The organism is Pseudomonas sp. GW460-LB5 (assembly GCF_059423245.1).
The window spans coordinates 32,377-46,462 of sequence record NZ_JBWKXT010000033.1 but is presented as its reverse complement, the minus strand read 5'-3'; the positions used below and the strand labels follow the sequence as shown (position 1 = coordinate 46,462).

14 protein-coding genes are annotated in these 14,086 nt (G+C 62.3%); 11 read left to right on the top strand and 3 right to left on the bottom strand.

Annotated elements, in window-relative coordinates:
- Positions 1–73: 73 nt before the first annotated feature.
- The 6 genes from ispF (at position 74) to rpoS (ending at position 5,226) form a co-directional block, all read left to right on the top strand.
- Entirely contained in the window at positions 74–547 is a 474-nt protein-coding gene (ispF, locus tag AC07XM_RS19610) for a 2-C-methyl-D-erythritol 2,4-cyclodiphosphate synthase (protein WP_016485229.1), read from the top strand.
- Positions 544–1,602, top strand: coding sequence for a tRNA pseudouridine(13) synthase TruD (gene truD / locus AC07XM_RS19605; RefSeq protein WP_102689722.1), 1,059 nt, complete (start codon positions 544–546; stop codon positions 1,600–1,602). The genes ispF and truD overlap by 4 nt, the downstream gene beginning before the upstream one ends.
- Entirely contained in the window at positions 1,590–2,339 is a 750-nt protein-coding gene (gene surE, locus AC07XM_RS19600) for a 5'/3'-nucleotidase SurE (RefSeq protein ID WP_016485231.1), read from the top strand. Before truD ends, surE begins: the two co-directional genes overlap by 13 nt.
- A 35-nt stretch (positions 2,340–2,374) precedes the next feature.
- A complete protein-coding gene (locus AC07XM_RS19595) occupies positions 2,375–3,013 on the top strand; it encodes a protein-L-isoaspartate(D-aspartate) O-methyltransferase (RefSeq protein ID WP_015269209.1) in 639 nt (212 codons plus the stop codon).
- A 239-nt stretch (positions 3,014–3,252) separates the two neighbouring features.
- Positions 3,253–4,110, top strand: coding sequence for a peptidoglycan DD-metalloendopeptidase family protein (locus tag AC07XM_RS19590; protein WP_095117272.1), 858 nt, complete (start codon positions 3,253–3,255; stop codon positions 4,108–4,110).
- 108 nt (positions 4,111–4,218) lie between these two features.
- A complete protein-coding gene (rpoS, locus tag AC07XM_RS19585) occupies positions 4,219–5,226 on the top strand; it encodes an RNA polymerase sigma factor RpoS (RefSeq protein ID WP_003252351.1) in 1,008 nt (335 codons plus the stop codon).
- A gap of 582 nt (positions 5,227–5,808) precedes the next feature.
- Here rpoS and fdxA read toward each other — a convergent pair.
- A complete protein-coding gene (fdxA, locus tag AC07XM_RS19580; protein WP_016485233.1) occupies positions 5,809–6,132 on the bottom strand; it encodes a ferredoxin FdxA in 324 nt (107 codons plus the stop codon).
- A 140-nt stretch (positions 6,133–6,272) separates the two neighbouring features.
- Complete coding sequence (gene mutS / locus AC07XM_RS19575; RefSeq protein WP_060519606.1) at positions 6,273–8,846, bottom strand: DNA mismatch repair protein MutS; 2,574 nt, start codon at positions 8,844–8,846, stop codon at positions 6,273–6,275.
- Positions 8,847–9,033: 187 nt separating this feature from the next.
- Here mutS and AC07XM_RS19570 point away from each other — a divergent pair, with 187 nt between their 5' ends.
- The 4 genes from AC07XM_RS19570 to recX all read left to right on the top strand — a co-directional run bounded on the left by AC07XM_RS19570 (position 9,034) and on the right by recX (position 12,300).
- Positions 9,034–10,101, top strand: coding sequence for a hypothetical protein (locus AC07XM_RS19570; protein WP_023047667.1), 1,068 nt, complete (start codon positions 9,034–9,036; stop codon positions 10,099–10,101).
- Positions 10,102–10,155: 54 nt separating this feature from the next.
- A complete protein-coding gene (locus tag AC07XM_RS19565; protein ID WP_016485236.1) occupies positions 10,156–10,638 on the top strand; it encodes a CinA family protein in 483 nt (160 codons plus the stop codon).
- A 103-nt stretch (positions 10,639–10,741) separates the two neighbouring features.
- A complete protein-coding gene (gene recA, locus AC07XM_RS19560; protein ID WP_016485237.1) occupies positions 10,742–11,809 on the top strand; it encodes a recombinase RecA in 1,068 nt (355 codons plus the stop codon).
- A 20-nt stretch (positions 11,810–11,829) separates the two neighbouring features.
- Complete coding sequence (recX, locus tag AC07XM_RS19555) at positions 11,830–12,300, top strand: recombination regulator RecX (protein WP_016485238.1); 471 nt, start codon at positions 11,830–11,832, stop codon at positions 12,298–12,300.
- Positions 12,301–12,594: 294 nt separating this feature from the next.
- Here recX and AC07XM_RS19550 read toward each other — a convergent pair whose 3' ends face one another.
- A complete protein-coding gene (locus tag AC07XM_RS19550; protein WP_023047668.1) occupies positions 12,595–13,713 on the bottom strand; it encodes an LOG family protein in 1,119 nt (372 codons plus the stop codon).
- Positions 13,714–13,873: 160 nt separating this feature from the next.
- Here AC07XM_RS19550 and AC07XM_RS19545 point away from each other — a divergent pair, with 160 nt between their 5' ends.
- A complete protein-coding gene (locus AC07XM_RS19545; protein WP_016485240.1) occupies positions 13,874–14,083 on the top strand; it encodes a hypothetical protein in 210 nt (69 codons plus the stop codon).
- The last annotated feature ends 3 nt before the right edge of the window (positions 14,084–14,086 follow it).

The following is a 14,086-nucleotide window of genomic DNA, read 5'->3' as shown; positions in this document are numbered from 1 at the left end:
ATGGGCTGCGAAGCAGCCCCAATGCTGCAAAAGCAGGTAGAATCACGCCCTGACTCATTCAGGGCGTTTTTCTATGCGTATTGGCCATGGCTACGATGTGCACCGGTTCTGCGACGGTGATTTCATTACCCTGGGCGGGGTGCGTATCCCCCACAAATACGGCCTGCTGGCCCATTCCGACGGCGACGTGCTGCTGCACGCCCTGAGCGATGCCTTGCTGGGCGCTGCGGCGCTGGGCGACATCGGCAAGCACTTCCCCGACACCGACCCACAATTCAAGGGCGCCGACAGCCGCGTGCTGCTGCGCCATGTGGTCGGCATCGTCAAGGCCAAGGGCTGGAAGGTCGGCAATGTCGACGCCACCATCGTCGCCCAGGCGCCGAAGATGGCCCCGCACATCGAGACCATGCGCCAGCTGATCGCCGAAGACCTGCAGGTTGAACGCGACCAGGTCAACGTCAAGGCCACCACCACTGAAAAGCTGGGCTTCACTGGCCGTGAGGAGGGGATTGCCGTGCATTCGGTCGCCCTGCTGCTGCCAGCATGACCGAGCAGGAACTGCTGGGCCCGCGCGCATCGGGCGAACCCTTGGGCACCGCCGTCCTCAAGGCAGTGGCTGAAGACTTCCAGGTTGACGAAGTACTGGACATTCCGCTGTCCGGCCAGGGTGAGCACCTGTGGCTGTGGGTCGAAAAGCGCGACTTGAACACTGAAGAGGCCGCCCGCCGCCTGGCGCGCGCCGCAGGCGTGCCGGCGCGCGCTATCAGCTACGCCGGGCTCAAGGACCGTCAGGCCCTGACCCGTCAGTGGTTCAGCCTGCACCTGCCGGGCAAGGCCGACCCGGACCTGTCGCGTGCTGAAGATGCCAGCCTGCGCGTGCTCAAGCAGGTGCGCCACCAACGCAAGCTGCAGCGCGGCGCGCATTCGGCCAACGGCTTCACCCTGCGCCTGACAGCCCTTGCTGCTGACCACCAGGCTGTGGATGCCCGCCTGGCACAGCTCAAGCAGCACGGTGTGCCCAACTATTTCGGCACCCAGCGTTTCGGCCACGGCGGGGGCAACGTCCATGATGCCCTCGACTGGGCCGCGCGCAAGGCGTTGCCCGAGCAGCGTAACGTGCGTTCGCGGTTGCTTTCGGCCGGGCGCAGCTACCTGTTCAATCAGGTGCTGGCTGCACGTGTCGCCGAAGGTAGCTGGGCGCAGGCCCAGGTCGGCGACTTGCTGGCGTTCACCGACAGCCGTAGCTTCTTCCCGGCCGGTGAGGCGGAATGCGCCGACCCACGCCTGGCGATTCTCGACCTGCATCCGACCGGCCCGATGTGGGGCGAGGGCAGTTCGCCCGCAGGCGGCGCCACCGCGCAGCTGGAAAATGCCGTGGGCGAGCGGCAACAGGCACTTTGTCATTGGTTGGCCCAGGCGGGCATGGATCACGAACGGCGTATTTTGCGGCTCCCTATTGGCGGCCTGACATGGCATTATCCCGAGCCTGATATCCTGCAACTGGAATTCGTCCTGCCGGCCGGATGCTTCGCCACCGTGGTGGTGTGCGAGGTCGTGGATCTGGTGTCGGCAGGGCAGACGGACAGCCCATGCGTATTCTGATTTCGAACGACGACGGTGTCACCGCACCCGGCATCGCCGCGCTGCACGCTGCGCTGGCGGATTACGCCGAGTGCGCGGTGATTGCCCCGGACCAAGACAAGAGCGGCGCCAGCAGTTCGCTGACGCTGGACCGGCCACTGCACCCGCAGACCCTGGCCAACGGCTTCATCAGCCTCAACGGCACACCGACCGACTGTGTGCACCTGGGGCTTAATGGGCTGTTGCCGCAGGCGCCGGACATGGTGGTGTCGGGGATCAACCTCGGTGCCAACCTGGGTGATGACGTGTTGTACTCCGGTACAGTCGCCGCAGCGTTGGAAGGCCGTTTCCTTGGTGGCACGTCGCTGGCGTTTTCGCTGTTGTCGCGCCAGCCGGACAACTTGCCGACGGCGGCCTACATCGCCCGTCGCCTGGTCGAGGCACAGTCGCGCCTGGTGCTGCCGCCACGCACCGTACTCAACGTCAATATCCCCAACCTGCCGCTGGAGCACATCCGTGGCATCCAGCTGACCCGCCTCGGTCACCGGGCGCGGGCGGCGGCACCGACCAAGGTGGTCAACCCGCGCGGCAAGGAAGGCTACTGGATCGCCGTGGCCGGTGATGCCGAAGATGGCGGCCCGGGCACCGACTTCCATGCGGTGATGCAAGGCTTTGTCTCGATCACTCCGCTGCAGCTCGACCGCACCTTCAATGATGCCTTCGAGCAGCTCGACGGTTGGCTGGAGGGCCTGCTCTGATGCGCGAGGACGATATGCTGCGGCGTGGCATCGGCATGACCTCCCAGCGTACCCGGGAGCGGCTGATCCAGCGCCTGTGCGAAGAAGGGGTGTCGAACACCAAGGTGCTCGACGTGATTCGTCGTACCCCGCGTCACCTGTTCGTCGACGAGGCACTGGCGCATCGTGCCTATGAAGACACCGCGCTGCCGATCGGCCACAACCAGACCATCTCCCAGCCATTCATGGTTGCCCACATGAGCGAGCTGCTGCTAGAGGCCGGCCCGCTGGACAAGGTGCTGGAGATCGGCACCGGCTCGGGTTACCAGACGGCGATACTGGCCCAGCTGGTGGAGCGGGTTTTCTCGGTGGAACGTATCAAGGTGCTGCAGGACCGTGCCAAGGAGCGTCTGGTGGAGCTGAACCTGCGCAATGTGGTATTCCGCTGGGGCGATGGTTGTGAAGGCTGGCCGGCGCTGGCGCCTTACAACGGCATCATCGTCACTGCGGTGGCGCCGGAAGTCCCCCAGGCACTGCTTGACCAGCTGGCGCCCGGTGGCCGCATGGTCATACCGGTAGGGCCGGCCGGCGAAACGCAGCAACTGATGCTGATCGTGCGCGAGGAGCATGGGTTCTCCCGCCGTGTGCTGGGTGCTGTGCGTTTCGTGCCGCTGCTCAATGGCCCGCTGGCCTGAGTGCAGCGTCGAGCTGGGTGCTGCGGGCATGAGCTGCACGGTATTTTTGCGCCGGTGGCGAATTCTTGTAGCTGCGCCCTGTCTATCTGGCGGAGCGAAGCGCTAGCACACAGCGCGCACCGCGGCTTTGCTACAGCCTTTTGCATCAGCCTGCCATTACCGGCCGGCTTGGTTATAATTGCAATAATATTGCATTTCTTGTCTTCATATCGTTTTTCGGCACCATGAGGGGAGCGCGGGTGGGTCACACAGTCATTCGGCAGCGCAAGGATGGGTCGGGTTTAAAGCTTCTGTTGATTGCACTGGCCATGGGCACGCTACTGGTGGGTTGTTCGAGCACCAGTAATACCAGCGCGCGGGTGGTCGACCGCAACAACACCGTGCCCAAGCGCCCGGCGGTGACGTCCGGGCAGTACATCGTCAAGCCTGGTGACACGCTGTTCTCCATCGCCTTCCGTTATGGCTGGGACTACAAGGAGCTGGCCGCACGCAATGGCATCTCGGCGCCTTATACCATTCGCCCAGGCCAGGCGATTCGTTTCAGCAGTGGTTCTAGCAGCAGTACCACGGTGGTGTCCAACCCGTCCTCGTCGAGCCGCACCACGGTCACGCGGCGGCCTGTGGGGGGCACGTCCACGTCGCCTGCCAGCACCGGCAAACCGGCCACGCCTGCCCCGTCCAGCAGTGCGCCGGTGGTTGCCACCGTGCCGGCTGCGGAGCGCGCGGTAGGCGGCTGGACCTGGCCAGCCAACGGTGTGCTGATTGGAAAATTTGCTTCAAACGGTAGTTTGAATAAAGGCATTGATATCGCCGGTGATTTGGGACAGCCTGTTTTTGCTGCGTCTGATGGTGCGGTGGTGTACGCCGGGAGTGGTTTAAGGGGCTACGGCGAGCTGATCATCATCAAACACAGCGATACCTACGTCAGTGCCTACGGCCATAACCGCAGGCTGTTGGTTCGGGAGGGGCAGCAGGTCAAGGCAGGGCAGTCGATTGCTGAAATGGGGTCTACAGGCACAGATCGGGTGAAGCTGCATTTCGAGATTCGCCGCCAGGGCAAACCCGTCGATCCACTCCAGTTCCTGCCACGCCGTTGATCGTTGTACCCGGCCTGTTCCTGTGATGTAGAGGGGACAGGCTCCAGCGCTGCCAGGGAAAAAGGTGCCGCTCGAGTCTGAGTTCGAACTCAGCAAAGGACTATAACAATGGCTCTCAGTAAAGAAGTGCCGGAGTTTGACATCGACGATGACGTCCTCCTGATGGAGACGGGTATCGTTTTGGAAACGGATGTGGTGTCAGACGAACCTGCTGTATCTTCGGTTCGGACGAGGGCCAAGTCGGGCTCTTCACTCAAGCAACACAAGTACATCGATTACAGCCGGGCGCTTGATGCCACCCAGTTGTATCTCAACGAGATCGGCTTCTCGCCCCTGCTTTCACCAGAAGAGGAAGTGCACTTCGCGCGCTTGTCGCAGAAGGGCGATCCTGCTGGCCGCAAGCGCATGATCGAAAGCAACCTGCGCCTGGTTGTCAAAATTGCCCGTCGTTACGTGAACCGCGGCCTGTCGCTGCTCGACCTGATCGAGGAGGGCAACCTGGGGCTTATCCGTGCGGTCGAGAAGTTCGACCCGGAGCGTGGTTTCCGTTTTTCGACCTATGCGACCTGGTGGATTCGCCAGACCATCGAACGGGCGATCATGAACCAGACCCGCACCATCCGCCTGCCGATCCACGTGGTCAAGGAACTGAACGTCTACCTGCGCGCCGCACGCGAGCTGACCCAGAAACTCGACCACGAACCCTCACCGGAAGAAATCGCCACGCTGCTGGAAAAGCCAGTCGCCGAGGTCAAGCGCATGCTGGGCCTGAACGAGCGGGTGTCTTCGGTGGACGTGTCGCTTGGCCCGGATTCGGACAAGACCCTGCTCGACACCTTGACCGACGACCGCCCCACCGACCCGTGCGAACTGTTGCAGGATGACGACCTGTCGCAGAGCATCGACCAGTGGCTGGGCGAGTTGACTGACAAGCAGAGGGAAGTGGTGGTGCGTCGCTTTGGCCTGCGTGGGCATGAAAGCAGCACCCTGGAAGATGTAGGGCTGGAGATCGGCCTGACCCGGGAACGGGTACGGCAGATCCAGGTAGAGGGGCTCAAGCGTTTGCGCGAGATCCTTGAGAAGAACGGCCTGTCCAGCGAGTCTTTGTTCCAGTAGCGAAGGCCTGTCACCCAAAACGCCCCGATGACCTCGGGGCGTTTTTGTGTGTGTCATTTGAAAATGTTGGGATACGCGATCATCCGGGCAATCACGGTCTCTTGTGGGAGCAGCCTTGTGCTGCGAATGGGCTGCAAAGCAGGCCCAAAATCTGCCGGGTAAACAGATAGCTAATGTGTACTGCGCTACCTCAGTAACATTGCGTGTAAGCCTTTTCTTACTTGTTTTGTAAGCTATCTATGCAAGCCTCAGTACATCATTGTCGCTTCCAGCCTGTGCATTTTTCCAAGCCATTGAAAAACATGACTTATTCGGCTGTGAGGAAATGTGTCCCCAGCAATACCTTGTGAGGTTTCGCGCTTGCCCGCCCGGCTCAACCCGCTAATATTCGAACTGTGCACAGGGACATGCACAGGCTTTCAGGACGAAGGCCAAGGACGTCGCAAGAAGCGATTTCATCAGGATGATGTTAGGGACAAGCAGGGACTACGGAAAAAATGTGGGCGGGTCAAACCGCCCCTTTTTTTTGCCCGTAAAAAACCAGAAAAGGCCCCGAGGGGCCTTTTCCGTGTCCGGGCGCTATCAGCGCTCCAGGTCTGCAATCTTGCCAGTCTTGCCGTCCCACTCTTCAGCGTCAGGCAGGGCTTCCTTACGCTCGGTGATGTTTGGCCAGACTTCCGCCAGCTCGGCGTTCAGCTCGATGAAGTTCTCCATCCCGGCAGGGATTTCGTCTTCCGAGAAGATGGCTTGCGCCGGGCATTCCGGTTCGCACAGTGCGCAGTCAATGCACTCGTCCGGGTGGATGACCAGGAAGTTCGGGCCTTCGTAGAAGCAGTCCACCGGACAGACTTCCACGCAGTCGGTGTATTTGCATTTGATGCAGTTGTCGGTGACGACGAAGGTCATTTCTAGTTCTCTCCTCAGGCGACGGCGGCGGCCCTTCCTCTCAGGGCCGCGCGGTTTACAGGTATGTGGCTGCAGGCCAGGCTAATAACCTGCAGCACCAGCAAACCGCGGCGGATTCTACCAGCTTGTAGTGGGCGCCGTTATAACAGGTTCTTTAGTTGATATAGCATTTCGATAGCTTGGCGCGGGGTCATGTCGTCCAGTTGCAGCTTGCCCAGCTTCTCGATGGCTGGGTGTGGCAGGCTGGCGAACAGATCGCTCTGGTGCGGCACCTGTGGCACATCCCTGGCCTTTTCGGCCGGGGCTTGCTCATGCGGCAGGCTGGTGGTTTCCAGGCGCGCCAGATGTTCCCGGGCACGCTGGATCACCACACCCGGCACACCGGCCAGTTGTGCCACGGCCAGGCCGTAGCTCTGGCTGGCAGGGCCAGGCAGTACGTGGTGCAGAAACACGATGCGTTCGTTGTGCTCGGTGGCATTCAGGTGCACGTTGGCCACCAGTGGCTCACTTTCCGGCAGCACGGTGAGCTCGAAGTAGTGAGTGGCGAACAGCGTATAGGCGCGCAGCTGAGCCAGGCGCTCGGCCGCAGCCCACGCCAGCGACAGGCCGTCGAAGGTGCTGGTGCCGCGGCCCACTTCGTCCATCAGCACCAGGCTGCGCTCGGTCGCGTTGTGCAGGATGTTGGCGGTTTCGCTCATCTCGACCATGAAGGTCGAGCGCCCGCCGGCCAGGTCGTCACTGGAACCGATGCGGGTGAAGATGCGGTCGACCAGCGACAGCTCGCAGCTGGCTGCCGGCACGAAACTGCCGATGTGCGCCAGCAGCACGATCAAGGCGGTCTGGCGCATGTAGGTGGATTTACCGCCCATGTTCGGGCCGGTGATGATCAGCATGCGCGTGCTGTTGTCCAGGCCCAGGTCGTTGGCCACGAACGGCGTGGTCAGTACCTGCTCCACGACCGGGTGACGGCCTTGCTCGATGCGCAGGCACGGCTCGTCGACGAAGCGCGGGCAGTTCAGGTCGAGGGTCAGCGCACGTTCGGCCAGGTTGCTGAGCACGTCCAGTTCGGCCAGGGCGGCAGCGCTGTCCTGCAGCGGCGCCAGGTGGCTGATCAGGGTTTCCAGCAGGGCGTCGTAGAGCATCTTCTCACGGGCCAGAGCGCGGCTCTTGGCTGACAGCGCCTTGTCCTCGAACACTTTCAGCTCGGGGGTGATGAAGCGCTCGGCGCCCTTGAGGGTCTGACGGCGGATGTAGTCGCCCGGTGCCTGCTCGGCTTGCTTGGTGGGCAGCTCGATGAAGTAGCCGTGTACACGGTTGTAGCCGACCTTGAGGTTGGCAAGGCCGGTGCGGGCCTTTTCCCGGGCTTCCAGGTCGATCAGGAACTGGCCGGCGTTCTCGCTGATCGCCAGCAGCTCGTCCAGCTCGTTGTCATAGCCGGCCTTGAGCACGCCGCCGTCGCGGATTACCGCCGGCGGGTTGTCGATGATCGCCCGCTCCAGCAGGCTGGCCAGTTCCGGGTAGGTGCCGGTAATGGCTGCCAGGCGCGCAAGGTGCGGCGCCTCCAGCTCGGTCATGGCGTTTTGCAGTTCGGGCAGGGCGCCCAATGCATCGCGCAGGCGCGCCAGGTCGCGTGGGCGGGCATTGCGCAGGCCGATTCGGGCGAGGATACGCTCGATGTCGCCAATTTCTTTCAACTGTGGCTGCAGCTTCTCGAAGCGGTAGCTGTCGAGCAGGCAGCGGATCGAGTCCTGGCGTGCTTGCAGAACCTTGAGGTCGCGCAACGGGCGGTTCAGCCACCGGCTCAGCAGGCGGCTGGCCATGGCGGTCTGGCAGCGGTCGACCACCGATTGCAGGGTGTTGTCACGCCCACCCGCCAGGTTGACGTCCAGCTCCAGGTTGCGACGGCTGGCGCCATCGAGGATGACCGTGTCGTCCAGGCGCTCATGGCGCAGGCTGCGCAGGTGCGGCAGGGCGGTGCGCTGGGTTTCCTTGGCGTAGGTCAACAGGCAGCCGGCGGCACCGATGGCCAGGGTCAGCTTGTCGCAGCCAAAGCCCTTGAGGTCCTTGGTCGCGAACTGTTGGCACAGGGCCTTGCGTGCCGAATCGCGGTCGAAATCCCATGGCGCACGGCGGCGGGCACCGGGGCGTTTTTCGGCGGGCAGGTCACGTGGCCAATCGTCTGGGATCAGCAGTTCGACAGGGTTAAGGCGCTCAAGCTCGGCCAGCAGGTTTTCCCAGCCTTTGATTTCCTGCACGCTGAAATTGCCGCTGGTGATGTCCAGCACCGCCAGGCCAAACAGGCGTTCATCACCGAGCAGCGCGGCAATCAGGTTGTCGCGGCGCTCGTCCAGCAGCGCCTCGTCGCTGACGGTGCCTGGGGTGATGATGCGTACCACCTGGCGCTCCACGGGGCCCTTGCTGGTGGCCGGATCGCCAATCTGTTCGCAGATCACCACCGATTCGCCCAGCTTGACCAGCTTGGCCAGGTAGCCTTCCAGCGAATGGAACGGAATCCCGCACATGGGGATGGACTGGCCGGCCGACTGCCCGCGCGCGGTCAGGGTGATGTCCAGCAGTTTTGCGGCCTTCTTTGCGTCTTCGTAGAAGATTTCGTAGAAGTCGCCCATGCGGTAGAACATCAGCTGGTCCGGGTGCTGGTTTTTCAGCTTCCAGTACTGCTGCATCATCGGGGTGTGTGCGGAAAGATCTGACATTCAGGGCCTTACAGCGGGTGATCTGGTTGGCGATGGTAAACCGGCAATGGTACAGGCTTTTTTGTTGCGATGCAGGCGCAGGCTTCGGGGCATGTGCGCGCAGCCTGGCGGGCAATGGTGGAGCTGTGCGGCGTTAGCCTCTAAAATGCGCGGCCCTCGACGAACGCCTGTAGCCATGACGTGCACGATGAATGTGTCCAGCCCTGTCCCTTATGTTAAGCAACAGCTGATCTACCTCCTGTACGGCGAGCGCCGGATCTATCAGCTGGAGGCCAAACTCAGCATCCTCACCGCCGTGGCGCGCTGCAACCCGGCAGAGCTGCCGGTGATCCGTGTGCTTACCGACCAACCACAGGCCTTTGTCGGTTGGCCGGTGGAAGTGATCACGCTGGATGAGCAGACCCTGCAGGCCTGGACCGGTGACGGTGGCTACACGCACCGGCGCAAGGCCTGCGCCATTGCCCAGGCGGGGCAGTGGGCGGAAAAAACTGTGTTTATCGATACCGATACGGTGTTCCTGCAATCGCCGCTGAAGCTGTTCAGTCAGGTCGATGCCGGACAATTTCTGGTCGACGAGGTGGAAACAAGCTGGGCCGAAGCTTTGCGCAGCAGCGACTACCTTCGCTTCAGCGCGGGGCTCGCCGAGGCAGGAAGTGCGCCGGCCGATGATTTGCGGCTGTGCAACAGCGGTGTCATGGGCTTCACCCGCTGCAATGTCGGCATTGCTGAACGCGCCATCCCGCGCATCGATGCCTGGACACCCTATACCGGTGACCTCCACACCATCGAACAGATTGCTTTTTCCTTCGAATTGCACGGGGCGAAGGTCAATGAAGCGCGTGGCGTGATCAGCCATTACTTCGCGATGAAGCAGTACGTGCATGCCATCCTGGAAATTTTCTTTGCCAGGCACGGCGAAGGCTTCCATCCACAGATGCCAAGGCTGGCCCTCAAGGTGCCGGCACATCGCCCTGTCCCTTCGTGGCTGGCGCGGCTCTCGGTAAAATGGAGCCTCAAGCGTGTGCCTCGGGAGCTGCGTGGCATCGGCCGTAAGCTGCTTTACGGCAGTGTGATGAGCGGCGACGACTACCAGCGTGCCTGCAAGGTGATCTGGTGGCGTTCGGCGATTGATGACATGCGCAAGCAAGGTGGTATCGACTGGAACCAGGATTGGCCAGCAGGGCTGCCGCGCCTGGGGCGGCGTGACGAGCGTGCGTTCAGCGAAATTGCCCGGGAGAGCCTGAAGGTTTCCTGAGCCAGGGGCCGCGGCAGGGTGATAGGGTAGAGGGTAGCCTTCCAGGAGCCTGACATGGACCCGATCACCACACTTGCCACCCGCCTGGGTGAACACTTGCGTCGTTTCAACGCACAGGTGGCTACCGCCGAATCCTGCACCGGCGGTGGCATTGCCGAAGCCATCACCCGTATACCTGGCAGCTCGGCCTGGTTCGAGGTGGGCTACGTGACCTATTCCAACGCCCAGAAAACCCGCCTGCTGGGCGTGCCCCCCGCCTTGTTCGGCCAGGTTGGTGCAGTCAGCCAGGAAGTGGTCGAAGCCATGGTCCGAGGGGCCCAGGCCGCCAGCGGCGCCCGCTTTGCCGTGGCGGTAAGCGGTGTGGCCGGGCCGGATGGTGGTTCGCCAGCCAAACCGGTAGGTACCGTGTGGCTGGCTTGGGGCGATGGCAACCGCGTGTTCAGCGAGCGCCGCCAGTTCGACGGTGACCGCGAAGCCGTGCGCCGACAGACGGTGATCGCCGCGTTAGACGGCTTGTTACAGCTTGGCGCCGAGTAAATCGACGACAGGGGTTTGCGCGAGCGCCTGCCTGTGGAATAATACTGGCTACTTATACAGGTATTCCGGCCATCAGGGCCAAGTCGAACACGTGAGGATTTCAATGGACGACAACAAGAAACGCGCCTTGGCTGCGGCCCTGGGTCAGATCGAACGCCAATTCGGCAAAGGCGCGGTCATGCGCATGGGTGATCACGAGCGCCAAGGCATTCCTGCCATTTCCACCGGCTCGCTGGGCCTGGATATTGCGCTGGGCATCGGCGGCCTGCCAAAAGGTCGTATCGTCGAGATCTATGGCCCGGAATCGTCGGGTAAGACCACACTGACGCTGTCGGTTATCGCCGAAGCCCAGAAGAACGGTGCCACCTGCGCCTTCGTCGACGCCGAACACGCCCTCGACCCTGAGTACGCCGGCAAACTGGGCGTCAACGTCGACGACCTGCTGGTCTCGCAGCCGGACACCGGTGAGCAGGCCCTGGAAATCACCGACATGCTGGTGCGCTCCAACGCCGTTGACGTGATTATCGTCGACTCCGTGGCTGCGCTGGTGCCGAAGGCCGAGATCGAAGGCGAAATGGGTGACATGCACGTGGGCCTGCAGGCTCGTCTGATGTCCCAGGCGCTGCGCAAGATCACCGGTAACATCAAGAACGCCAACTGCCTGGTCATCTTCATCAACCAGATCCGTATGAAGATCGGCGTGATGTTCGGCAGCCCGGAAACCACCACTGGTGGTAACGCCCTGAAGTTCTACGCCTCGGTGCGTCTGGACATCCGCCGTACCGGTGCGGTCAAGGAAGGCGACGAGGTGGTCGGCAGCGAAACCCGCGTCAAGATCGTCAAGAACAAGGTCTCGCCGCCGTTCCGTCAGGCCGAGTTCCAGATTCTTTACGGCAAAGGTATTTACCGTAACGGCGAGATCATCGACTTGGGCGTGTCTCAAGGCCTGGTCGAGAAGTCGGGTGCCTGGTACGCCTACCAGGGCAACAAGATCGGTCAAGGCAAAGCCAACGCTGCCAAATACCTGGCCGAGAACCCGGCTATTGGTGCCGAGATCGAGAAGCAGATCCGTGAAAAGCTGCTGAAAGCCGGTGCGGGTGCTGAAGCCAGCAAGGCTGCCGCCGCTGATGCCAGTGCTGACGATGTGGCTGACGCCGAAGCCGGTTATTGATTGCGCGGTAGATAGCCAACATGTCCGCCGTACTCGACACCCCCGTCGCCATTCGGCGGACAGCCATGGACCTGCTCGCCCGACGCGAGCACGGTCGCGTCGAGCTGACGCGCAAGTTGCGTCAGCGCGGTGCTTCGGATGAGCTGATCGAGCCTGAACTCGACCGGCTTGCCGAAGAAGGGCTGCTTTGTGAAGCCCGCTACCTCGAAAGCTTCATCAGGTACCGTTCCAGCGCTGGCTATGGCCCTTTGCGAATTCGCGAGGAGCTGGGGCAGCGGGGTCTGGCGCGTGCTGATATCGAGCAGGCGTTGCGCGAGAGCGAGGTGGATTGGCGCGAGCGCATGCGTGATGTCTGGCAGCGCAAGTTTGCCGGGCAGCGCCCACAGGATCCGCGCAGCCGCGCCCAGCAAACCCGGTTTCTGGCTTACCGGGGTTTTCCCATGGACATGATCGGCCGCCTGCTCAGCGGGCGTGAGCTCGACGATTACTGACCACTCTGATTGTTTAGTGCCTGTGAGATCGAGCGCCGCCCGCGCGGCGCATCGCGAGCTGCGCTCGCTCCTACGTTTGTTTGGGGCGAGTCATGCCTGTGACAGGCGCGCGCGACCGCCTTGTTTGTACGACACGATATCGCGCCATGCACCGAGGCGTCCGCGCACAAATCCCACAGAAATAACTGGCCCGAAACAAACGTAGGAGCGAGCGCAGCTCGCGATGCGCCGCGTGGGCGGCGCTCGGTCGCGCAGGCGATAAAACTGTCGTGGCGAACGCTTCAACGCCCCGCATCAGCTCACCTTCAACGCCTCCCTGGCTCGCTGCGTGGTATGCATGGGTTGCGGTTTGGCCCAGTTCTCCGACAAGTTGATGAAATCCACCAGCTCGCGCAGCCGGCCCTGGTCCCGGCCGGTGAAGGCAAATGACAGCCGGGTCAGGTGGTTGAAGTTGCCCACTTCATGTTCCGCACTGCTGTCCGCTTGCTGGTGAAACTTGCCACTCAGGCGCAAGTCTGCAAAGCCTTCCTGGATATCAAACAGCGCTGCTTCGCTGAGCGGGTGGTGCATGCGGATCACAAACTGGTTCTTAAGCCAGCGGCTGGAGTGGTAGTTGCTATAGAACTGGTTGATTTCCTCCACGGCCTCATCGGCACTGTGCACCAGGCGCAAGAGCTTCAGGTCGCTGGGCAGGATATAGCGGTTTTCTTCCAGTTGGCGGCCGATGAAGTCCAAACAGTCGCGCCAGAAACTGCCGCCGGGCGAGTCCAGCAGCACCACTGGCACCAAGGGGCTCTTGCCGGTCTGGATCAGCGTCAGTACTTCGAGCGCTTCATCCAGTGTGCCGAAACCGCCCGGGCATAGCACCAGGCCGTCAGCCTCTTTGACGAAGAACAGCTTGCGGATAAAAAAGAAATGGAAGGGCAGCAACTTGTCGGTGCCATCCACGGTCGGGTTGGCGTGTTGCTCGAAGGGCAAAGTGATGTTGAAACCCAGGCTGTGGTCGCTGCCAGCGCCCTCGTGAGCGGCGGCCATGATGCCGCCGCCGGCGCCGGTAATGACCATCAGGTCGGCGCGCGCCAGGGTGGCGCCCAGCTCGCGGGCCAGGGCGTACATCGGGTGCTCCAGCGGGGTGCGCGCCGAGCCGAACACGGTCACCTTGCGCCGGCCCTTGTAGCGCTGCAGCGTGCGGAATGACTGGTCCAGTTCACGCAGGGCCTGCAGGGTGATCTTGGCGCTCCAGCGGTCGCTGTCGTCATGAGCCATGCGCAGGATGGTCAGCATCATGTCGCGATACAGCGGCAGGTTGGGGCTGTCGGGGGCTACCAGTTGCAGTTGTGCGTCGATGTTGCTCAGGTCGATATTGTTGTCGCGGAAGTGGCTGAACAGCAGGTCATTCGCTTGGTAAGGCATGCAACGTCTCCTTCTGCACCAATACCTCTGACCTCAATCTAGACCCTCGGGCCGGTTCGTGCCGGGCTGTTTGGTGCAGCCGCCCGTCGGTATGTGGCCACCGGCAGCAGGGGTTTGGTTAACTGGTGAAGCGAAACGTATCGATGCAGGAGGTGGCGGTATGCATCGCTTGATCATCGAGGTGGACCGGCAGCTCTACCAGCAGCTGGAGGATGCGGCTCAGGTGCATCACTTGAGCCTTGAGGACGAGTGCTGTCGCAGGTTGGCGGGGTTGGAGTGCCAATCGCGCTACTTGCAGGCGTTATTGGCCGAGATGCGCGCCGATGCCGCCGAAGGGCATTGGCGCGCCCGCGAGGACGAGAAGGTGTAGCTT